The sequence below is a fragment of the Alkalihalophilus pseudofirmus OF4 genome, from assembly GCF_000005825.2.
In the GTDB taxonomy this organism is placed as follows: Bacteria; Bacillota; Bacilli; order Bacillales; family Bacillaceae_D; genus Alkalihalophilus; species Alkalihalophilus pseudofirmus.
In genome coordinates this window covers 1,774,206-1,796,112 of the sequence record NC_013791.2, presented here as the reverse complement: position 1 = coordinate 1,796,112, position 21,907 = coordinate 1,774,206, and the positions used below count along the sequence as shown (strand labels likewise).

Sequence of the window (21,907 nt, the reverse complement as noted above, 5' to 3'; positions counted from 1 at the left end):
CTTACACTACAGAAAGTGAAGGGGATTTGTTTTTACCACGTACCTAAATTTTCGCCATACTGTTTTACTTCTTCAAGCATAAACTCAATATCTGAAGCTTCTAATATAACATCAGACATTGGAATGTCATCTTGTGAAACAAATTGATCGGTATTAACTATGAACATTGCGATATTTAATTCGCCTTGTTTTACATTAACTGAAACATTTTTGCATCTCGTATCCGGATTATTTTACAATTATACTTACCAATCTATTCAATTTATTGTAGGTTAGCAAGTGACTGATTATATAATTGATGAATTTATAATCGCTTATGAATCAATAGATAACTAAATTAACAAAAAGAGGAACCATACATGAAAAAATCAGCTGCAATCATCACTTTACTAATAGCCCTACTATTAACCGGCTGCCTGAACCGCGGCGAGTCGATGGTGTTGCTTGAAGAGCCTATCGTCCAAATGGATGTTTCCTACCCAAGAGGAGGTGTCATGAATCCAGATGATGACATTCTTTATACGTATACAGACGAAGCAGCCATTCAGTCCTTTCGAGAGATCATGAAAAACACAAGGGAGCGGCCAGTTGAGATTACTACCTACCCTGATTATGAAATCGTCGTTACCTATGCTAATGGATTGCCGATGCACGGCGGCTATGTATGGCTTGGTGATGAAGGTGAAGAAAGTGTTCTTACCTATTTACCTAATTTTGAAGAGACCTATATGACGAATGCCAATACGACGAAAATGCTTTGTGAGCTAGTAGAAAGAGAATAGGGGGACATTTTATGAAAGACCCGATAAAAGTAATGCTGCTAGGGATTTCGATCATGCTTTTAGGTTTATTTATACAGAACACTTCAAGCTGGGATGCTGGCCCGACGAATGCGGTGCAGCTTCTTATTGCTGCTGGGTTTATTACGGTTTTAATTGGATTTTTTATGAATAAGGGGAAGTAGGGTTTTAAATTCCGGCTCACATTTCTAGTAAATAGTACATGGGAATAAATTACTTTGACACCATTCTAAATATTCTGTATATTTAATGTTAAGTTAATCGTTTGCGCGGAGATGTTGAGAAGCTCATTGAAATACTGCCTGGCAGTCATTTTGTGAGCTTTTTTGTGTGAACGAGCAGCTTAAATGATGGAAAAGGGGAATGTTAGATGGTTAAATATTCGTTTCAATTCATTATTGCAATCGCTTTCTTTTTCGTTTTGCCCGATCATTTTAAGGCTGGAGAGGCATTCTTGCTTGAACAAGGAACACCGCCGCCTGGAGCAAACCTGCCAAATTGTGAACCAGCTTCAGACAAGCCTAACCCAGTTATTCTTGTTCCAGGTACATTTGAAAGAAGTGCTCAAAATTGGCTGACTCTCTCACCCGAGCTTGCTAAAAAAGGATACTGTGTCTATGCAATGAATTACGGTTTAACTCACTCTGGACCATCAACAGGTGATATTAAAGAGTCAGCTATAGAATTGAATGAGTTTGTAGATAATGTTTTGCAATTAACCGGGGCTGACAAAGTCGATATTATAGGTCATAGCCAAGGCGGGATGATGCCGAGATACTACTTAAAGTTTTTGGGCGGAGATAAATTTGTGGAGAATCTGATTGCTTTTGTCCCTTCTAACCATGGAACAACCGGATTTTTTGGATTAGAACAGATCAATTCAGGAGCAGCAGATATTACCTCGTGTTTAGCGTGCCAGCAGCAGCTCGTTGGATCTGAGTTCTTAGAGGAATTGAATAAAGGGAACGAGACCCCTGGAAATGTCTCCTATACTGTCATCTCTACAAAAACGGATCAAGTTGTGATTCCTTATACATCGGCATTCCTAGATGGCCCTGAAAAGCAGGTATCAAATATCACCATCCAAGACTATTACAGATTCAATTTAATTGGCCATCAGGGAATTGTGTACGATCAATTATCGTTTTCTTTTGTTTTTGATGCACTAGAACATGAAGGGCCTGCAAACCCTGAGCGCGCAGTAAAAAGGTAAGTAGAGTCTGTTCTTATTTCTTTGTATAATGAAGAAGAGACATACATACATCACAGAGACTTGAAGAGCAAATAGTAGACGAGGAGGGATCTATAGTGGCATCAGACAACGGCTTCCTTTCGAAGCTAAGTTCACCAGCAAGAAGCGCTTTAGTTCACGAAGGAATTGATACATTGGAGAAGCTTTCAACCTACACAGAAAAAGAAATCCTGAAACTCCACGGCGTTGGCCCAGCATCACTGCCAACGATGAGAGCTTCATTAGTGGAAGCAGGCTTATCGTTTAAGGAGAAATAGTATGGTCAATGAAAAGCTCATCTAGGCATGAGCTTTTTTGTTGATTTCTAAATTAAATATTGCGTGCCTCTTACAATAAGTACCTTTTATGAACCCATTTACATTAGCAGGTCAACATTTATATTGATTTCTTTATACTAATTCCACTATTAATCTCCTGCCAATACCTAAACATCATACTGATGCCGGCATAAGCTAATAATATCTTAAGAGTTTAGGAGGCTATAACTTATGTCTGATAGGCAGAGATGTAATTATTGCAAGTGTGTATCATGTTGTTGTCCCATAAAAAATAAGAATGAAATTGAGAATAACCCTTCTAATACAAACACAGCAAATCCAACAATCAATGTTAATCCAGTCATCAATATAACATCAACTGCTACACCGATTCCTGTGAATGGTGAGTGTGAATGTTCTGCTACTGTAGAGAGTTCCGTACCAGGGATATTTTTACAAGCAAGCATTTGTCCAAATTGCAATGAACTTGCAAGTTACGTTCGTTTTCGTAACGTTTCGTTAAGTGGTGGCGAAACAACAGAGTTATTTTCATCATTTGTCTCCGCTCCCACATGTTTTTCAATAGAAGACGGAATAGCATTAGCTGCTTCGGGTATTGGATTCCTACTAGTTAATGGAGAGTCATGTAGAGCAGTTTTTAATCTCACTTTATTTAGTAGAAATGAAGAGAATGATTTTTATACTATTGCTATCCAGTGTACTGATAATAGTAATAACTTTTTTACTTCCGTCGAACTTGAACCCGGTGATTTGCCTATTACCCCTTGCCAAGAATGATTCATAACACCAAGGAAGCATTGTAAAGTTACTCATTGTTTATTAAAACTTTAGTGGTGAGTTAAAGAAAGCATGGGTTAAAATGGAATCATCAAGAAAAAGCCAAGGTTCTAAGTAGATAAATCCATACCCGTCATACTTTTAAACTTAATTTAGTAAAACAAAGTTCTTGTGAAAATTGAACAATTTGAAACGGAAAGTAAAAGGTAAACGTCTTATAATTAATTCAGAAAAGGGGCTGGTGGTTTTCATCACTAAACGATTCATTTTACTGAGCTTTATTCTCACAGTAGTAATCATCACAGCATGCAATAGTGGTGAGCATGAGTTAACAGGAGAAGCTTCATTTACCGGTACGATCGAAAGCATCCATAATGACAGTGCGATTATTGCGATTGAAGAAGGAGAGATCTTAAGCTCTGGTGATAAGGTGAGCGTGAACTTGTCTTTAAATGAAGAAGACACGTTTGCGGTTGGTGACCGAGTGGTTGTTGAGTATGACGGGGCTGTGATGGAATCTTACCCTTTGCAGGTTCATACGATTTCAATCAAATTGATTAATTAAAATTAAACACCAAGCACCTAAAACATTCACAGAAGATTAGATCTTCGTTATATTGTTTATGAATAGGATTGTATATGTCGCATTTGGGTACTCTAAGAGCACTGTTTCTATGCGAGGTGTATCCATTTATGAAAACTTCTAGACGACATATCCTTTTTAATCTAATCATTATACTAGTTCCATGGCTTTCATTACTGTTTATTGGCAAAAGGCATTTCAAAAGGTTTTTTGCTTCCAGCTTTATCATAGCCACTTTAGAAATGATCAGCCATATCTATGGACACATGCGAGGATGGTGGGAGTTTTATGATAAACCGAGATCATTTATAAAAGACGAACTGCCCTTTGACATAGGCCCCTATATCCCAATTGCTGTCTGGATTCATAAATTTTCATACGGGAATTTTAAGAAGTTTGTTTTACTTAACGCTCTGGCTAACGCAGCTTTCAGCTTTTTATTCATGCCTTTTTTAAAGAAAATTAAAATCATCAAGTTAAAAAGACTAAACTACGTGCAATTCTTTTTCTATATTCATTACAAAGCCTACCTCTTATATGGTGTGCAGCATTTGATTGAAAAGAACAGGAATAACCGAAATACTTACTGAATTCACACTAGGTATAATAGTTCAAAGAGGTGATTTCATGTGTGGCAGGTTTACGTTAACCGCAACTAAAGAACAAATTGAAAAGCAGCTTAATGTTCATTTAGATGACTATGAGCCAAGATTCAATATCGCTCCAAGCCAGCCTGTCTTAAGCGTGATTTCAGATGGAAAGAAGAGGAAGGCTGGATATTTAAAGTGGGGTCTTGTCCCTGTGTGGGCGAAAGACCCAAAGATAGGGTATAAAATGATTAATGCCCGCGGTGAAACAGTGGATGAGAAGCCTGCTTTTAAACGCTTGCTGAAAAGAAGGCGTTGTTTAATTGTGACAGATGGATTCTATGAATGGAAGAGAACAGATGAAACGAAGCAGCCCTATCGAATCACTGTAAACGACAGGATCTTCACCTTTGCCGGTCTATGGGATCGATGGAAATCAGGGGATGAGGAGATCGTTTCCTGCACGATTTTAACAACAGCACCGAATGAATTTATGAGAGACATACACGATAGAATGCCAGTCATTCTAGGGGATGAGGAAAGAAAAGTGTGGTTAGATCCTTCCATAGAAGATAAAGAAATAGTAAAAGATATTATTAAACCATACCCAGCTCAATATATGACTGCTCACGAGGTTTCAACGTATGTAAATAATCCGAGAAATGAGTCTGAGGAATGTATTAAGTCTTTATCAGAATAAAGATTGAGCGGTGGTCTTTAAGAGACCACCGCTTTTCAAGTTGAATATACCGATACGATTATGTAGAAATGCTTATGATATTCGTAAATACGATATAAAAAGGGAAGGAGGCTAACGCCATAAGTAAGCAGATTTTCCCCATCTTTTTCTTCTCCAAGTCCTTCTCACCTAACCAAATAAGAGCTAAAAGCACACCTATGAAAGGGAAGAGGAGGCACACAATATAAAGCAGTATTCGATCATGCCGAGATTTCACAACGAATCCTCCTAAATAATTATTCCATTACTCCCTTACAACCAATAAAATCTACAGGAAACCCAAGATGGACATAGATGAAATAAAAGGATTTCCAGTATCTACATATTAAGTTTACCATAAACACTCTGCTTTCACGATTGATGTTATGATCTATTTTCAAAGCCTCCTTAAGAGAACAACTATTCTCTGAGTCTAGCACAACAAAGTGTTGGGAATGTTTGTATGAATTGAAACATTTATTCCGGCTTCGATCGTATTATAGTAAAGAAACTAGGGGTAACTTCATGTATAACACTTTGATTGTGCTTACCAGCTGTCTGCTTGCAGCTTTCAGTAATGAGGATCAAATGCAAAATGCTGCTTTTACAGGGATGATCGAAAGCATCCATAATGACCGTGCGATTTTTGTGATTGAAGAGGGAGAGATCTTAAGTTCTGGTGACAAGGTGAGCGTGAATTTGTCTGTGAATGAAGAAGACACGTTTGCGGTTGGTGACCGAGTGGTTGTTGAGTATGAAGGGGCTGTGATGGAATCAAGAAAAAGTAGTTGACGTTAAAAGTGAATTTATGATATTATTAAAAATTTGATAAAAAACAACATATATGTTAAGGTTAAGAAGGTTACCATATATGGAGGTGGATTATTTGTTTCAAATTGGCGACAATATTGTTTATCCAATGCACGGAGCAGGTATAATTAAAGCCATAGAAGAAAAGGAAATCTCAGGAAAAAAACAACAGTATTATGTTATAAAAATGTCAATCGGTAATATGCAAGTCATGATTCCTACAGGTAAAATATTGAGTTCAAATATACGACCTGTTACTGACATAATTGCATTAAAAAACATCATTCACATTTTTCAACATGGAGAATCAGATAGCTTACTGTCGTGGAAACAAAGGTATAAAGTGAACACGGACAAAATAAAAACAGGTAAATTACAAGAATGTGCTGAAGTTGTTCGTGATTTAATGCAAATGAAGAAAGAAAAAACACTTAATACAAGCGAGAAAAAAATGTTAGATAACGCACATGAATTTTTGATTAGTGAACTGGGATTCATTAAAGGGATTACTGAAAATCAAATTAAAAGTTTCTGTTAAGGTTAATTAAAAATAACGTCTTACATCACCCGGAAACATCCTGATTTTTTGGTGAATATGTTTATTATTAGAAGTAAATCCTTTCAAAGACATTCAACTTCTCCAACCCACCTTTAGAGCATTAACCTCTTTTGTTATTTCTACAATCTAACCCATTTTTAATATTTAACTTTCTCTAACGATCGTTTGAAGCTTCATCAAATAACTCGATAAAATAGTCACTTGATTTTTGCAATCCTGATTCACACTGGCACGGACAAGGAGCCGTAAGGATGAAAGAGAGGTAGGGCTTTCATTGTTTTAGGTATACAATTTATTATTTAAGTCATTATTTCTAGAAGAAAAACAATCATTCTCACATCTATCTTTAATAGATTTTTCATCTATTGAGACAGTGATTAGTAGTTGTTTATCTTCTTTACGTAAAAGAGAAAAACGAATTGGTAACAGTATATGGTCACCTATAAAAATGGCTTCCAAATCAGGAAACCATTTTTTTGTGTACTTAACAGAGGACATAAAACATCTATAGGAATATGAAGGAATAGTTTAAAGGAAATATCCCTTTCCACCACAGGAGATCTTTAATTGAACCATCCTGCCATCCAATTTATAATGAAGAAAAGAGAAAAAGGAGAAAACGATGACGACTAAACATAAGATCTATACGATGAGCTTCGCAAAGGTATACCCTTGCTATGTGGCAAAAGCCGAGAAAAAAGACCGTATGAAAGAAGAAGTCGATGAAATCATCCGCTGGTTAACAGGGTACAGCCAGGAAGAACTAGAGGCACATATCGAGAAAGAGACCGACTTTGAAACATTCTTAGCAGAAGCTCCTGAGATGAACCCATCTCGGAAACTGATCAAAGGAGTAGTCTGCGGCATTCGAGTAGAAAACATTGAAGAGCCAACGATGCAGGAGATCCGTTATATGGATAAACTGATTGATGAATTAGCGAAAGGCAAGGCGATGGAGAAGATTTTGCGCGGTTGATGCAAATTCTCTAAAAGATCAAAAAGGGCGGGGTATGGGTCTCCTAACTTTAGTTGTTGATTTGTGCTGCAGGTACTCGCTTTCCGCGGGCGGACCGGGAGCCTCCTCGTCGCTTTAGCTGCTGTGGGGTCTCCCATGGTCAACGCTAATCCCGCTGGAGTCTCGTACCTTCCGCTCCAATCAACGTAGCGAAAATGTTGTAAAGTGCTCCCGCATTATAAGATGCAGTTCAGTGATCTTAACGAATCAAATAACTTAGCGGATGAAATATGCGTAGATTCCTGTGTGGACTAGAGCAGGGGTGAGATCCAACAGGGCCCAAGCCCGAGGAAGCTCACCAGCTCCACACGGAAAGCGAAGCATAGTTCAGCAGCGGCGAGTCTGCTATACCCCATGTTTAAGGTACTTTCCTTGCATAATGGACATAAGCACCATAAAAAAACACCGAATCCACATCTCAATGGTCCGGTGTTTTCATTTACTCGGCGTTATGTGGGAACAGTGCGAATTTATTATGTTCATGCTGATTTCATAGGTAGTCTTTTAACGTTTCTTGCAGCGTTCCTCTAATGTCTGTATCATTTTCAAAACGAATTCCTGCTTTCACCATATTCTTTACAAGGTCTGGTCGTAATCCTGTAAGAACGGCCTTACATCCCATCATAGAAGCACCTGCTAAGATCTGATCTAATTGATCGATCACATTTTTCTCCATTACTGCTATTCCGGAAAGGTCTAGAATAAGTGTTTGAATCCGCGCTTCAGCGATTTCGTGTAACACTTTCTCCTCAATAATTTGAATTCGATACGAATCGACGCTTCCTATAAGAGGTAAGACGGATACATGTTCTTGCACAGGAATAATCGGTACCGACAAATGCTCTACTATTTGTCTTTGTTTATTCAGCATCTCATCTTTATAACATGAATACCTTAAGAAAAAGTTGTTAAGAAACTGATCTACCCTGTCATTGATCATCTTCTCTAATTCAAAGAAATCATTACGCGAGTCTGTAAATCTTTTCGTCGAATCTAAATCATTAACAAACTTCCAGATCGTTCTTCTAATAGCCTGTACCCATTCTAATTTTAATGACAATGTTAAAGAGTGCGAGGCCCATGCTTCTCCTTCTTGATTAGCAAAAGAGATTAATTCATCATCTTCTTGCTCTAAGACATAACGGGTTAGTCGTTGAGCATTTTTTAATAAATCAATGTTGCCTGTCTTTAAAATATCACTGATCTTACTTGATACATTCACCGCTTCTGAGAGCAGCATTTCTTTAAATTCTTCAACGTTCTCTTGAATATAAATATTTGCTTCCTTACCCATGCTATATATTTCCATAGTGGATCCTCTCCTAAAATTCTTTTAGTTATGTAATCGATAGATAGTGTGAGAAATTTCAAGGAGTGAACTTAATTAGAGGGCCTATCAAAAGTGTATACTGAATATTCTATAAATACAATATCATTTCAGTAACTTTCTATATAAGTATGTTGTATAACTAAAGTAAAAATAAAGCATTTACAAAAGTAAGATACTCCCATATGATAAGATCTAATTCCATATCAAAAGCGATGAAAAGAAGAGTAGGCTCATTACATTATCAACAGAGACCTCTGTAGCTGAGAATGAGGGATAAGAGTGTGAGTTGAACCAAGGCTTTGAGCTGTGCTCCGGATTTATGTAACCCATAATGATGCGGCATCGGGTTCTCCCGTTACAGAGATAGGGTATCGCAGGCGGAATCTAGCCATGCCGTACTTGATAAGGCTTCTTTAGTGATGAAGAAGTGAATGGGGTGGCACCGCGACATAATCTCGCCCCCAAAACGATTAGGTTTTGGGGGTGGGATTTTTTTGTTGTTTTTCAACATTTATTGAAGGGAATGGTGTCGGTGCTGAAATGGAAAGATCCACTATTACTACTAAGCGGTATAGGTATTTCAACCATTGGAGGCTGGGTGTATCTCATTGCGATCAACCTCATTGTATTACATGAAACAGAGTCGCCCCTTGCGATGGCGCTCCTCTATATTCTTGGCCCAATCGCAGCTGTTTGCTCGAATGCGTGGGCAGGAAGCTATATTGACCGGATGAATACTCGCACGTTAATGATCTATCTCGACGTATTTAGGGCGATTGGAATTTTCCTCATTCCATTTGTACCCTCCTTACTCTATGTGTACGTTCTGGCTTTTATTATCCATATGGCCAGCGCAATTTTTGAGCCTGCATCAATGGTTTACATGACAAAGCTGATACCAAAAGAAGACCGTCAGCGATTTAATGCACTGCGAAGCTTTATTCAATCAAGCGGAACAATCATCGGACCATCTGTGGCAGGCGTTCTATTTATCGTCGGTACACCTTATACGGCAATCTATGTCAATGCAGCTGCATTAGTTGGATCTGCCTTTATCATTCGTTTGTTACCAAATGTTGATCCTTTGTTAGGTCAAGGCAGTTCACCAAAGGTCACATGGTCAATGATTAAAAATGATATGAAAACAGTAGCTACCTTTTGTAGATCATCTTCCTATGTAGCTAAGATCTACTTGTTGGGCTGCGGGGTGACGATTTTTATGACAGCGATCGACTCATTAGAAGCGGCTTTTGCAAAAGGGGTGTTGCTGATGACGGATACTGCGTATGGATTTTTCTTAGCTGTTTTTGGCGCAGGAATCATTACAGGCTCGATCATAAATTCGATTTTTGCGAAGTCGTTACGTGTGAAGTTTTTAATTGGATTCGGAACTCCCGCTGCTGCTATTGGCTACTTCGCTTTATATAGCTCAACTCATTTTTACCATGCTGCAGTTGGCTGCTTTTTAATAGGGGCTGCAATTACGTTTTCCAATACCGGCTTTTTAACCTTTTATCAAAACCATGTCCCAGTAGAGATGATGGGAAGGTTCGGTAGTATTCTAGGGATCATAGAAGCTGTTTTCATTGTTATCTTGACACTTACGATTGGGATTGCGGCGGAATTCACATCCATACGACCTGTAGGGTTAATTGCGTCCTTGGGATTTTTCATGTTAACAGTGGTTACTTTAAGTTCGGTAATGAAGCAGAAGAGTCAAAGTTACTTTAGGAGTGATGGTGGAGAGGATAAAGAGGTGATTCGTCATTCTGTGTGAGTGGAATAAAAGAAAAGGCACTAATTGGTAAATAAGTGTTAAAATATAGAAGATTACAAGATTTGCTTGAAAGGAACCATCTATGGACATCATTACAGACAAAGTTATATTAATTGCACTATTTATCTTAAGCATTCATTGTATCGAGACCTTAGCATATTCGGTTCGTATATCTGGCGCAAGAGTTCGGTTGATTGCATCAGGCCTCGCTTTATTTAATGTGATGGTCATCGTTTCCCGACTAGCAAACATGATGCAGCAGCCGTTTACCGGAAGCTTAATTGATACTGCTCCTCCAGATCAAGCTCTAACGCTTGTTGAGAGCCAGTATAGAGTCATTATTGGGGCTTCAACCGTTGGAACGATCGTCGGCATATTATTACTGCCAACATTTATAGCTATCTTCTCACGCTCTATCATTCATTTATCAAGACTAAATGGTTCCGTTCCAGCACTTGTTCAACAAGGCCTCAAGTGGCGAGTGATGAAAAGAGGCATTCGACATATCCGGATGCCGCGGCTTGCATATCTTAGGGGAATGAAGTTGAGAGACTTCCCAATAAAATTGTTTCTTATCAACATGATCGTAACCTCGGTTTATACCATAGGTGTGCTGTCAGCGTTATATGCGTCTTTACTTGCACCAGAGCGAGCATCAACAGCTATTATGGCTTCTGGTCTTATCAATGGCATTGCTACGATTTTTCTGGTCATTTTCATTGATCCAAAGATTTCAGTACTGGCCGATCAGGTGGTGAATAAAAAAGGGAGTTACTTATCTCTGAAAACCATCTCCATCATGATGGTCACATCTCGACTATTAGGCACGCTGCTTGCCCAGGTGCTATTCATTCCTGGTGCTTATTATGTCGCTTGGTTTACTAAGTTTATTGTGTGAGGAAGGAAGGAGAGGTAAGCAATGAATCTATATGCATGCTGTAAATGCCACTCAAAAGCAAGCTTTAAAGATCGCTTTAAGTCGATGTTTTTAAATAAATTTAAATGTGAGACGTGTCATTTCAACAATGAGATCTCCATTTATTCTAGAGTAATTATGAGTGTACTCACTTCATTAAGTATATCTGGTTTTGGATTTTTGCTCTTTAGTAGTCTGGAATCTATTTTCTGGTCTATGTTAGGAGCTGTCATCTTCACACTGCTGCTCGTACCGTTGTATCCATTTTTGATTACATATGATTGTGAAGAGGTCTAGTACCTTGCGAAAATGCTTAAGGATGCCCAATTTGTTTAAAAAGTACAAGCTTCATATAATGGCTCTAGTTGGATACATACTATATCTCCTCATTACCGAAGAAACAGTTTCTTTTACGATGATCCTGATGATAATTTTTTCATTTGCGTTTGTTGCTTGGATGCTCGAGGAGCTGGATAAACAGAATGCAAATTAACGGCACTACATCGAACATAGTCAGATTAAACATAGTTAACTCGTCTGGTTTATATACTACATAAAGCACATAGATAAGGGGGAGTACGATGAAAGATGCGTGGAAGTATCTAGGCTGGATGCTATTGATCGGGGTGGTTTTATGGGGCGGCTTAACCTTTCAGCATCATTTAAGATTGGAAGCCTCAAGAAACTTTGAGATTTGGCCGTTGTTTCTATATTCAACATTATTTCCTATATTTCTAGGAGTTCTTCTACGTCTACCAAGGTTCATTAAAGAACGCAAAGGAAGGAAAGAGTGGAAAGTCAATTGGATAAAGCTGCTTATTGTAGGCATCCCGTTGTGTTATGTTACTTTCGTGCCGCTGCTTGCCCATTTTATCCCGTTACAATTTCTGCCGTTCACCCTCGAAATTATGCATATTGAATCATGGGCCATCACAGGAATTATTTTAGGGTATGTGGTGCTAGGTAGTTTTGTTGAAAAATAAGCGTGGAGGTTTCGCAAGCTATAAACCGAACTTATTAGAATCAGGAATTCACTTTAGAGGAGCGAGTTATTGATGAATTGTTTGTGTGAGCAAAATGGTACCTTTGATTTAAAAGTAGAAGGTGATGTCGGGGCAGATCCTATTTGGTGTGATGTCTGTGGTCATAATTTAGACTTAGAAGAATTCCCCCTATCAAATGAATTAAAGAACGATTTAATGGAATGGGCAGGAAAATACGGCGAATGGATCGATTTGGATGTAGATAGATTAATTCCTAATGGTGTTGAGATGGAAGAAGAACATAATAAACAAGGGGAGCAGTTGACGGAAAAAGTAAAGGAAGAGCTTAAAGGAAAATACAGAATTCGTTTTTCTCGGTCCACCATGGCGAGAAGCTATGCTAATAAATCTGTAAGTAAATACAGGTAAGAAGGGGGGCGCTTAACATTGATATCTTTGATGCAATGATTAATCTTGTATTCTTAATACTTATCATCTTTCTCCTATCAAGAGTCGCTCTTTTTATGAATTACACAAAAAATAGATTGGACGAGATTGATGAAAAAGTGAATGAGATTAAGGAATCCATGTCTAAAAAGAATTAAAACACCTGAATGTAGCAGCAGATATCTTAAGCTCAACTATTCGTGGAGGAATAAAATATGAAACCTATTTGGCAAGCAGATAATGATTGCGGTAAATTAGAACCATTAACAGAGGAAATGATTAAAAAAGCAGAAGCTGATTTAGAAATCAAGCTACCAGATTCATATAAAAAGCTCTTAAAGCAGCAAAATGGCGGCTATCTCAATTTTAATGCCCACCCGACAGATGTCCCAACATCTTGGGCCTCTAACCATGTTCAAGTTGATCACTTATTTGGTATTGGAATCGGTACGGAGAAAGGAATACTAGATAGCAGCTATCTTATTCAAGAATGGGACTTGCCTGAGAACATAGTGCTTATTTCTGGCGATGGACATGCCTGGATTGCCCTTGATTACCGAAATACCAAGTCGGAGCCTGCTGTAATGTATATTGATGTGGAACAAGAGCAAGAATTACAGCTGGCACATGATTTTGAGAGCTTTATTAATGGATTAATTGATTACAGTGAAGAAGAAGAGGTTGCTATTCCTGAATCTGAACTTTCTGATCAAGAAATAAAAGACTATTACACTCAAATAGACGACGTGATAAAGAATGGCACACCTAAAGATATTGACCGTCTATTAACGAAAGTGCTCTCCACAACGGACGAATTGATCCGTTATATGGTTGAAAAAATGAGGCAGCATGAGAAGCCTAAAGTTCATTTTTATTTACTTCTCTTTTTAATGTGCTGTGCTGAAGGTGGTAATAAAGGCATTTTAGAGGATGACTACTTAGATGAAGTCTTGCAGGAGCTTTATCTAAGTAAAAATAAGGATGTGAAAGAGCTCGCTCAGTATTCACTAGAACAATTACAAAGCAGACTTCATACATAAAGAGAGGTGCTTGATTTGAGCTTTTGGACATGGGCAGCAATTGTTATTGCATTAATAGGCGGTGTAGTTGGAGGCTTGGTTGGTGCTAATTCAAAACGGAAGAACTGATTTTTTATACAAAGGGAGGTAATTAGTTGAATGGTAAAACTAAAGTATTGATTACACTTGTTTGTAGTTTACTCATTTTTGCCGTCGGTATGTTTAGAATTCTTACGGAATCACTCTCTTCCACACCATTGTTTGTTGCGTATGTTTTAGTGATTGCTGGGTTAATAGGTGCAGTGGCTAACGGGATGGTTTCAAGAAAGGTACATACGAATTAACGACACGTAATTATCATTATCATAGAACAGCTGACAAAGGAGAGGCATATAATTAAACACTTTAAGAACAAACGTTATTGGATTCTCATGCCGCCATTTCTAATAACTACTATAATACTATTTTACTTTATTCCTACTCAATTAAAGCCTTATTACCCTCTTATAGTAATCATTACTTTTTGGCTCACATTTTATTGTTGGAATTATTACGCAGAGCGGAAGAATAAAGGGGTTTAATACGTATGTTCAATCCAAATAAGCAGGGTAGGTGCAGTAAAACGTCGATCTTTATAATTTATACTATTGTATTCAGTCATGAAGGGTATACAAATAATTATAAAGGGGGCGTTTCTCATGAAAAAAATAACTGAAATAGTTGGAATTCTTTCTGCAGCGTTACTAATCGTTGGATGTCAAAATTCAGATAATGATTTAGAAGAAATGAATGCCGAGCCGACGGAAGAAGGTGCTGCTGGTGAGAATAATCAAGATAACAAAGAAGAATTAAAAACAAATGACGACAATAACGTGATTGATAAAAATGAAGAGGCTTTACCTGAAGCGGATGAGAATGATATAGATGCTTATACAAGAACGGTTGAGACTCCAACATATTTAATTGGTTCACAGTATATTGAAGCAGAAGTTGATGGTATCGTTCGATTCTACACAGCATTTTCAATTAAACGCGATGAAGATCAAAAACTGTCACGTGAAGATACTATAGAAATCTCTCTTAATGAGGGAGACCTTTCTGAACAAGATATTCTAAGCACTTACGCTGATATCTCTGTAGATTGGCCGAAACTTCATTTACACTTTAATGAAGACGGAAATGAATTATCAGCAACTTCTGCGCAATCTGTTTTGTTTTACGACTCGCTGTTTGCAATTAGTGATTTATATGGGATAGAAGAAGTATTATTTTTTAATTCTGAGGGAGAAGAAGACATTATTGTGGCTGAACGGGGCATTGACGAGCCCATCATAGTTCAAAACGAAAGAGGTCTAACTCGTGGCTATTATACAGTCTACGATGAAGAATTAAAGGAGACGTTGTTTCTAGCGGGCGGAGAGTTAGGAGAGCAAGTGGAGCATGAGAGAGGTGAGTCTTTATCCTTTCCTGAGACGGTAGAGACGATGAATTCGGTAGATCGTGAAGATGCGTTTTATTCTTCTGCAATTGTAGAGGGAATGGAGATCGTCAACTCCTCTATGGAGAACGGCAGTGCTACAGTTAGATACGCAGCGGAAGAAGAAATCGTAACAGAAGAAGATCTAATTGTGTTTGAAAGAGCGATGCAGCTCGCTGCACTTGATTTTCATGCAGAAGAGATCCGTTTGATTAATCATACTACAGAAGAAAGCATCACTTACCCATTAATAGGTCAATAAATTGTGTAGGGTAAATCACATTCAAAAGAGATGCTGGTTGAATTTTCTATTACTATTTGAACAACACCCAAAGTATTTTTTAAAAAGGGATCTGAATAAAGAAAAGCAATAAGTACAGCCAAGTTAGAGTGTACTTATTGCTTTTTTATTTCTAAATCCATAATTCCAAATTAAATTACCCCATAAAAGAATCCACATATAACCTCCTGCAACTGCTGATACATGGAGATGAATAGCTAATAAACTGATAAGGAATATTATTTTAGGAGGTTATAGCTAATGGGTGTAAAACCATATTGTAAATCTTGTTGTTCATCCCCATGTTGTTGTCCGATTAAGAAGGAGAATAAAATAAGGAACAATCCTAGTAATACCAACACGTCTAATCCAACAATCAATGTTAATCCAGTGATCAATATACCCCCAACGAAAGCTAATGGGGAACGGGGGTTGCTAACAGAATTTGACGGGAGTGTAACTCCGGCCCCGATAACTATCACAGAACCACCTGCAGACCCTGTAACTCTTGGAACAGTGAGATTATTTATTGATGACCTTACAGACAGGGTATTATTACAAGCTACAATTCCTTGGCGAATTGATTTAGAAGATGAAACTGGTTTGTTTGGTCCTATATTTAGAATTTTGCGTAACGGAGATCCAATTTTTGAAGCTATAGATACGCTTCAGATTACTGACGGATTTTGTTTTAATAGAATAACAAGTATTACATTTCTGGATGAAAATCCTCCACTTGGAGTAGTAACGTATACATTAACAGCTTTACGATTTTGTAGTGAAGGTGGTCCTTTTACTGTATCGACATCAGCAGCTACAACTTTCACTGCAAGTGAAATTGAAGGAAATACACCTTAATTCACAAACTGAAAAGTCAAAAGCGATTGCTCGAATGAAGTCGTTTTTATGGCATATTTTTCTTTTGATAAACTCAATGATAGCAAGTGGTAAGTTTCACGAATTAGATGTTAGATTGAACCATCTTATAAAGTAAATAGATGAGCGCAATTGGTGATAACGCCCATCGTTTCGAAAGCTAATCCGGTCGTTTTATCTGCTTTGATCATTTTCTTTGCTAGGCCATAAAATCCAAAGGTGTAATGAAGAAGTAAAACGGGTTGTCAATTCTGAGTAAGATTTGACACCCCGTATCATATTAAGAGGGCTCTTTATTCTAGTCACTGAAAAATCTTCTAACAGCAATGCCCTTAGTCAGTTGTAGTATTGGAAAGAATTATACCCTTTTCAACTATTACTGCTGTACTTGCTCACTCCTAAATGTCTTTCCTCTCCATAGAACCAAAAGGGCAATCATTAATCCAATCAATGAAAAGCATAAGACAATATTCTGTATATCTAAACCTCTTGTAACAAGTAAAGTAACACCTGCATATGCAAGGGGATCAAACCCATTCATTGCTAAGAAGATCACACTCATCACTCTTCCCATAATTCTTGGATCTGTATTTTCTTGTGCTGATGTGAAAAACGGGATAGCTACAAATGTCATGGTAAAGCCGATCATGAATGCCAGGATGGTAAGTACATAGAGATTGGGAACTTGACTAAAACCTACGCTTATAACTAGTACTGCAATTAACCCCATAATTGAGGTCAATCCACGCCTTCTTATTTTTACTAAACCTAACACCGCAGTACTCGTAAGCATTCCTAGACCCATGCCGACTTCAATGAAACTTAAGTTAATAGGTGTACCGCCATAGGCCTCCACTAATATGGGTATGGCAATTGTGATAGCACCGAAAGCAAAAAAGTTTAAAGTCACTAAAATCAAAATACCCGTTACTAGAAATTTACTCGCCTTTACATAAGAAAAACCTTCTTTAAGATCTTTTAAAGGACTCTGTTTCACTGTATTTACCACAGCACCTTCTTTGAAAAATGGAGGGAACATCAATAATGCTGATAAAAGAACAATCATTGCTGCGACTAAATATCCTGCACTAACTCCAAAATACTCCATGACACTTCCGGATACGATAGGTCCTACTACAAAACCAATTTGACCCATACCTTGAATTATTGCATTTGCTTGTTGAATTTGATTTTTATTCACTATCTTTGGAATCAATGATGCCCCTGCAGGTCCTGAAAAAGCATCCAATGTCCCAAAAATCATACCCAATACAACCAAATGTGAGATTGATAAGCTAGACGTATAGGTTAATACAAATATTAATACAAGAATGCACCCTTGAATAAAGCTTGTGGTAAACATAATGGACGTTTTTTTAAATTTATCAGCGATGATCCCGCCAAAAGCCATCATTAGAATCCGAGGAACAGTAATAGAAACAAGGACAATCCCGAGGGAACTAGCAGAACCTAGCTCCGTAATTGCAAACCACGTAGTAGTCGTAAAAAATGAGCTAAACCCTATAAGGGCTAAGAATCCTCCTATAAAAATAAATAAGAACTGACGATTTTTAAATAATAATTTTTGTGTGTCCATAGATCAAAATCCTTTCTGCTAATATATAATCAGCATAAGGTGTGACGTAACGTCTTAGGCAATACTTAAAATAAAAAAAGTTAAATGTGGTGTGAAGTTATTTAGATAATACAAATACATTATTTGTAGCGAGGGTGAAATAACATGGAAGTCACAATTGGACACTTTGCAAAGCTCGTAAATACAACAATTAGAACGTTAAGGTATTATGATAAAATTGAACTTCTTAAACCGACAAATCGCAATGATAAAGGACAGAAAGTATACACGCGTAAAGAATGGGAATTGTATCAAAAAATCAGCATCTTTAAACAATTAGGTTTATCCCTAGAAGAAATAAAAACTCATTTATCTAAAGACACATTGAAAACTAAAGAACTATTAGATTTACAAGAACAAATGATTAATCAAAAAATGGAAGAACTAAATGAGACTTTACAAACGATACAAAGAATGAAGGAACTGTACGGGAAAAATTCCATCTCTGACAAGGAATTAGATGAATTCACGTTTATCATGCTCGATGTATTCAGGAGAGAAAAGAAACAAATTCATGCATTAGAGAAACATTTTCATGATAACCCATGCATATTAGCTGAAATAGAGTCTCTGAAAGATCCCAAACTTAACCTAGAGAGAGATAAAGCAACTATAGAATTGCTTTCTATCACAAGAAAGTTATTAGTCTATAATGAAACGGTGAACAATTCAGAAATGTTAAAAGCAATCAATAACCTGGTTACTCCTACAACAAGAACCTTGTTTACCTTACTACAGGACGAGACATTCTTGGAAGCCCATCAGCATGAGTTTAATAGTTATATCCCTGAAGATTTAGGTATTTATCTTTATGAAGGGTTGAAAGCTTATTTTACTAGTCGCTCGAGTCAAGAAGAGGATAAGAAGGATGTTTGAAGAATTAGTATGAATTTCAACCCTAACTAAAGGGGCATACCTTAAACAAGGGATGCTTTTTTATTTTTCTTAAAAAGGTGCTTGATGTTAAAATATAGAAAAAAGAATATTGAATAGATAAATATATATAACTGGGGGGAGAAGATATGTGGGAGCAAAAGCTAATTAATACCGAAAGAGGAGAGTTTGAAGTATTCGTAGCAGGGAGCGGGGAGCCGTTATGTGTTACTCACTTGTACAGCGAGTTTAACGAACGTGGAAATTATTTTGCAGATATGTTTGTTAATTCTTTTAGCGTTTTTCTTGTCAATTTAAAGGAAGCTGGTAATTCTCCTCGTGTTAAAAATGGTGACGAACTGAGTTTGAGTGCAACCTCAAAAGATTTAGAAGCCATAAGAAGAGCATTAGGATTTGAGAGATGGAGTTTTGCAGGGCATTCAACAGGAGGGATGCTGGGTTTGGTCTATGCTGCAAAACACTCCAGTTCTTTAAAACGGTTAATGGTCGGTGGAGCAACCGCTACGAAAGAATATATGGAGCATAAGAGTAGTATTTATAGTTTTAAAAATCCTCTAAACGAGACGGTAAAAGAGTTATTATCCATACTTAAATCTAGTGATTCAACAAAGGAACAACGAATACAAGCTGGACGCGAATGGACGGAAATGTCGTTGTATGAGCCAAGACTCTTTGATGAATATTTTTCAAAACCAAGCAGCGGTAAGGTTGTTCAAAAGCGTTTAGATTATTATATCAATAACGAACTGCCAACTTATGATATTCGCGATCATATTTCACATACCAACACGCCAACGATAGTTTTCTGCGGAAGGTATGATTCGCAATGTCCTTTTGTTTATTCAGAAGAGATACATAACCTTCTTCCAAATTCTAAACTGTATGTATTTGAAACAAGCAATCACTTTCCTCATTTAGAAGAGAAGGAAAGATTTTGCGAAATGGTAGAGGATTTTAATGAGTTAGAGTGATTGCTTGTTTAATAGGGAGGTTACACCCATAAATGAAAAAGAAAAAGTACATAAGCATTGGACTTGTAGCATTAATAATCTTTATAACTATTAATCTATTAAATGATTATAGAGAGAAAAACTTAGATGATGTTCTTAGCTATAATCCATCAAAATTTCATTCGTTGGACATTAATTTCGAGTTACATACTACTAACCCGGCTTACGCAGAGGAACTCACAGAGTTTTTAAGCCAATATAGAGTAAAGAAAATGAGTGCTGCTGATTGGGACAGAGATTTAAAAGCTATGGAGGGTTTTCATGTGTCTATCAACTCTAACAATAGGCCTTCTATAATGGCTTCTATTTATGAGGACCGCATACATCATTATGACGGGAATTATTATAAGGTGATAAATGGACCGATTCATGTGGAATGGCTTAATAGCTTTATTGAAGAATTGGAAAACGTGCCTGCAAATTAACCGTTTCTGCTTAGAGAACTCCCTAAAAAGAAACCTCCGTCTATCGCCGGGTCAGTTATTTCACGGAAACAGCTTGAAAATACGCAGCTTAAAATAATAATAGTAACCTAGAATACTTTAAAGTGAAATAGGGAAAAGGCAGACAGAGGAGGAGTCTGTATGCAGATCACAGCGTTTGCCTTTGCCATAATACTTGCAAGTATGCACATCTTCGCTAAGAATATGCGCTTTATCCAAATCATTCCGAGAAGCCGGTTCCTTTCGTTAGGTGGTGGTGTTTCTGTTGGGTATGTATTTATTCATATCCTGCCTGAATTAAAGGAACATCAAGAGCTAATAGAACATCATGGCTTTTTGCTTTCTTATCTAGAACATCATGCCTACTTACTCGCAATGCTTGGCCTTATATTATTTTATGCCTTAGAAAAAACGGCCAAAGAATCTCAGAAACAAAACCAGGAAGAAACAGGAGAAGATCAACCAACGAGAAGAATCTTCTGGCTGCATATTAGTTCCTTTGCCTTTTATAACGGACTTATTGGATATTTACTCATTCATAGAGATTCAGAAGGGCTGTTAAGTTTAATTTTATATGTTATAGCTATGGCCCTGCATTTTATTGTTGTTGATTATGGCTTACGTACTCATCATAAGGATATCTATAATCGTGTTGGTAGATGGCTGCTAGCTTTAGCTGTATTGTTGGGATGGGCAATCGGTGTCTTAACAGAAATCCCCGAATCAGTGTTAGCCTTATTTTTTGCCTTTCTATCAGGTGCCATCATATTAAATGTTCTCAAAGAGGAACTGCCTGAAGATCGAGAAAGCAGTACATTGGCGTTCTCCTTAGGAGCAATTGGATATATAGCTTTATTATTACTTGTCTCTTAATATCAATTACAAAGGTGTATGATAACGATTAACTTTCTAGAACGATTATTGAGTCAACTTAAACTCGATTTGCGTTATGGAATTTTATCTGTTACTCTTAAGGAGAATTATTTTTGTTCGATTTTAGGAATGAATAAGTGGTTAAGCTTTTCGCCTTTGATAACTGAACATCTATAGTAATAAATGGTGGAATTAAGCCACCGCAGGAGGAAACACACATGGAACAAGGTACAGTAAAATGGTTCAACGCAGAAAAAGGATTCGGTTTCATCGAAATTGAAGGTGGAGATGATGTATTCGTACATTTCTCAGCTATCCAAGGCGAAGGATTTAAATCTTTAGATGAAGGTCAAAAAGTTACATTCGAAACAGAGCAAGGTCAACGTGGACTTCAAGCTGTTAATGTAAACAAAGCATAATTGAGAAAGGACTCTAGATTAGAGTCCTTTTTTTATCGGCGCAAACCATACAAAAAAGGCTGACTACTAAATGCCTCTCCTTTTGAAGGATCCGGCATTTTACGTTTAGTCAGCCTCGGGGCATACATGTTACAAGTGGTAAAATGGT

At 37.4% G+C, this 21,907-nt stretch carries 27 protein-coding genes, 1 pseudogene and 1 other annotated feature; of the genes and pseudogenes, 23 read left to right on the top strand and 5 right to left on the bottom strand.

What is annotated here, in order from left to right; translation table 11 throughout:
• Positions 1–32: 32 nt before the first annotated feature.
• Entirely contained in the window at positions 33–167 is a 135-nt protein-coding gene (locus tag BPOF4_RS22785; RefSeq protein WP_012958826.1) for a hypothetical protein, read from the bottom strand.
• 192 nt (positions 168–359) lie between these two features.
• Between BPOF4_RS22785 and BPOF4_RS09025 the strand changes: the two genes are divergently transcribed.
• The 4 genes from BPOF4_RS09025 (at position 360) to BPOF4_RS09015 (ending at position 2,309) form a co-directional block, all read left to right on the top strand.
• Positions 360–782, top strand: coding sequence for a YhfM domain-containing protein (locus BPOF4_RS09025; RefSeq protein ID WP_012958825.1), 423 nt, complete (start codon positions 360–362; stop codon positions 780–782).
• An 11-nt stretch (positions 783–793) separates the two neighbouring features.
• Complete coding sequence (locus tag BPOF4_RS22195) at positions 794–964, top strand: hypothetical protein (RefSeq protein ID WP_012958824.1); 171 nt, start codon at positions 794–796, stop codon at positions 962–964.
• A 206-nt stretch (positions 965–1,170) separates the two neighbouring features.
• Positions 1,171–2,013, top strand: a complete 843-nt coding sequence (locus BPOF4_RS09020; protein WP_012958823.1) for an esterase/lipase family protein — start codon at positions 1,171–1,173, stop codon at positions 2,011–2,013.
• A gap of 71 nt (positions 2,014–2,084) precedes the next feature.
• Positions 2,085–2,309, top strand: a complete 225-nt coding sequence (locus BPOF4_RS09015) for a helix-hairpin-helix domain-containing protein (protein WP_148229512.1) — start codon at positions 2,085–2,087, stop codon at positions 2,307–2,309.
• A gap of 254 nt (positions 2,310–2,563) precedes the next feature.
• Here BPOF4_RS09015 and BPOF4_RS22190 read toward each other — a convergent pair whose 3' ends face one another.
• Positions 2,564–2,791 (bottom strand): hypothetical protein, encoded by a 228-nt coding sequence (locus tag BPOF4_RS22190; protein ID WP_218959107.1) that lies wholly within the window; start codon positions 2,789–2,791, stop codon positions 2,564–2,566.
• 12 nt (positions 2,792–2,803) lie between these two features.
• Complete coding sequence (locus BPOF4_RS22185) at positions 2,804–2,977, bottom strand: hypothetical protein (protein ID WP_158305561.1); 174 nt, start codon at positions 2,975–2,977, stop codon at positions 2,804–2,806.
• 317 nt (positions 2,978–3,294) lie between these two features.
• Here BPOF4_RS22185 and BPOF4_RS09005 point away from each other — a divergent pair, with 317 nt between their 5' ends.
• The 5 genes from BPOF4_RS09005 to BPOF4_RS08975 all read left to right on the top strand — a co-directional run bounded on the left by BPOF4_RS09005 (position 3,295) and on the right by BPOF4_RS08975 (position 7,340).
• Positions 3,295–3,672: a DUF3221 domain-containing protein gene (locus BPOF4_RS09005; protein ID WP_012958820.1), complete on the top strand. Its 378-nt coding sequence runs from the start codon at positions 3,295–3,297 to the stop codon at positions 3,670–3,672.
• Between the two features lie 645 nt (positions 3,673–4,317).
• Positions 4,318–4,977: an SOS response-associated peptidase gene (locus tag BPOF4_RS08995; protein ID WP_012958818.1), complete on the top strand. Its 660-nt coding sequence runs from the start codon at positions 4,318–4,320 to the stop codon at positions 4,975–4,977.
• Positions 4,978–5,520: 543 nt separating this feature from the next.
• On the top strand, positions 5,521–5,787 hold the full coding sequence (locus BPOF4_RS08985; protein WP_012958816.1) for a hypothetical protein: 267 nt from the start codon (positions 5,521–5,523) through the stop codon (positions 5,785–5,787).
• 79 nt (positions 5,788–5,866) lie between these two features.
• Positions 5,867–6,343 (top strand): CarD family transcriptional regulator, encoded by a 477-nt coding sequence (locus BPOF4_RS08980; protein WP_012958815.1) that lies wholly within the window; start codon positions 5,867–5,869, stop codon positions 6,341–6,343.
• A gap of 643 nt (positions 6,344–6,986) precedes the next feature.
• Positions 6,987–7,340, top strand: coding sequence for a DUF2200 domain-containing protein (locus BPOF4_RS08975; RefSeq protein ID WP_012958814.1), 354 nt, complete (start codon positions 6,987–6,989; stop codon positions 7,338–7,340).
• 529 nt (positions 7,341–7,869) lie between these two features.
• On the opposite strand, the gene BPOF4_RS08970 is transcribed toward BPOF4_RS08975, so the two are convergent.
• A complete protein-coding gene (locus tag BPOF4_RS08970; protein ID WP_012958813.1) occupies positions 7,870–8,688 on the bottom strand; it encodes an STAS domain-containing protein in 819 nt (272 codons plus the stop codon).
• 224 nt (positions 8,689–8,912) lie between these two features.
• Positions 8,913–9,175: a binding site (T-box leader), on the top strand.
• A gap of 57 nt (positions 9,176–9,232) precedes the next feature.
• Between BPOF4_RS08970 and BPOF4_RS08965 the strand changes: the two genes are divergently transcribed.
• The 9 genes and pseudogenes from BPOF4_RS08965 to BPOF4_RS08930 all read left to right on the top strand — a co-directional run bounded on the left by BPOF4_RS08965 (position 9,233) and on the right by BPOF4_RS08930 (position 16,466).
• The gene (locus BPOF4_RS08965) at positions 9,233–10,486 is read left to right on the top strand and encodes an MFS transporter (RefSeq protein ID WP_041822758.1); all 1,254 of its coding nucleotides are present in this window, start codon (positions 9,233–9,235) and stop codon (positions 10,484–10,486) included.
• Between the two features lie 82 nt (positions 10,487–10,568).
• Positions 10,569–11,384 (top strand): lipid II flippase Amj family protein, encoded by an 816-nt coding sequence (locus tag BPOF4_RS08960; RefSeq protein WP_012958811.1) that lies wholly within the window; start codon positions 10,569–10,571, stop codon positions 11,382–11,384.
• A 21-nt stretch (positions 11,385–11,405) separates the two neighbouring features.
• Positions 11,406–11,699 carry a TIGR04104 family putative zinc finger protein gene (locus BPOF4_RS21955; protein ID WP_148229510.1) on the top strand — a complete coding sequence of 98 codons (294 nt, stop codon included), beginning with the start codon at positions 11,406–11,408 and terminating at the stop codon, positions 11,697–11,699.
• A gap of 284 nt (positions 11,700–11,983) precedes the next feature.
• Positions 11,984–12,385: a hypothetical protein gene (locus tag BPOF4_RS08955; protein ID WP_012958809.1), complete on the top strand. Its 402-nt coding sequence runs from the start codon at positions 11,984–11,986 to the stop codon at positions 12,383–12,385.
• A gap of 72 nt (positions 12,386–12,457) precedes the next feature.
• A complete protein-coding gene (locus tag BPOF4_RS08950; RefSeq protein ID WP_012958808.1) occupies positions 12,458–12,814 on the top strand; it encodes a hypothetical protein in 357 nt (118 codons plus the stop codon).
• A gap of 233 nt (positions 12,815–13,047) precedes the next feature.
• Positions 13,048–13,512 (top strand): annotated as a pseudogene (locus BPOF4_RS22890) (SMI1/KNR4 family protein); the annotation flags it as partial.
• 494 nt (positions 13,513–14,006) lie between these two features.
• Positions 14,007–14,195 carry a hypothetical protein gene (locus tag BPOF4_RS08940; protein WP_012958805.1) on the top strand — a complete coding sequence of 63 codons (189 nt, stop codon included), beginning with the start codon at positions 14,007–14,009 and terminating at the stop codon, positions 14,193–14,195.
• Positions 14,196–14,549: 354 nt separating this feature from the next.
• On the top strand, positions 14,550–15,590 hold the full coding sequence (locus BPOF4_RS08935; RefSeq protein ID WP_012958803.1) for a hypothetical protein: 1,041 nt from the start codon (positions 14,550–14,552) through the stop codon (positions 15,588–15,590).
• A 279-nt stretch (positions 15,591–15,869) separates the two neighbouring features.
• Positions 15,870–16,466 (top strand): hypothetical protein, encoded by a 597-nt coding sequence (locus BPOF4_RS08930; protein ID WP_148229509.1) that lies wholly within the window; start codon positions 15,870–15,872, stop codon positions 16,464–16,466.
• Positions 16,467–16,860: 394 nt separating this feature from the next.
• Here BPOF4_RS08930 and BPOF4_RS08925 read toward each other — a convergent pair whose 3' ends face one another.
• Positions 16,861–18,081: an MFS transporter gene (locus BPOF4_RS08925; protein ID WP_012958801.1), complete on the bottom strand. Its 1,221-nt coding sequence runs from the start codon at positions 18,079–18,081 to the stop codon at positions 16,861–16,863.
• Between the two features lie 144 nt (positions 18,082–18,225).
• Here BPOF4_RS08925 and BPOF4_RS08920 point away from each other — a divergent pair, with 144 nt between their 5' ends.
• The 5 genes from BPOF4_RS08920 (at position 18,226) to BPOF4_RS08900 (ending at position 21,759) form a co-directional block, all read left to right on the top strand.
• Positions 18,226–18,996, top strand: coding sequence for a MerR family transcriptional regulator (locus BPOF4_RS08920; RefSeq protein WP_012958800.1), 771 nt, complete (start codon positions 18,226–18,228; stop codon positions 18,994–18,996).
• A gap of 146 nt (positions 18,997–19,142) precedes the next feature.
• Positions 19,143–19,985, top strand: a complete 843-nt coding sequence (locus tag BPOF4_RS08915; protein WP_012958799.1) for an alpha/beta fold hydrolase — start codon at positions 19,143–19,145, stop codon at positions 19,983–19,985.
• Positions 19,986–20,017: 32 nt separating this feature from the next.
• Positions 20,018–20,449: a hypothetical protein gene (locus tag BPOF4_RS08910; protein ID WP_012958798.1), complete on the top strand. Its 432-nt coding sequence runs from the start codon at positions 20,018–20,020 to the stop codon at positions 20,447–20,449.
• Positions 20,450–20,608: 159 nt separating this feature from the next.
• A complete protein-coding gene (locus BPOF4_RS08905) occupies positions 20,609–21,340 on the top strand; it encodes a membrane protein (protein ID WP_012958797.1) in 732 nt (243 codons plus the stop codon).
• 218 nt (positions 21,341–21,558) lie between these two features.
• A complete protein-coding gene (locus tag BPOF4_RS08900; RefSeq protein ID WP_012958796.1) occupies positions 21,559–21,759 on the top strand; it encodes a cold-shock protein in 201 nt (66 codons plus the stop codon).
• Positions 21,760–21,907: the final 148 nt, after the last annotated feature.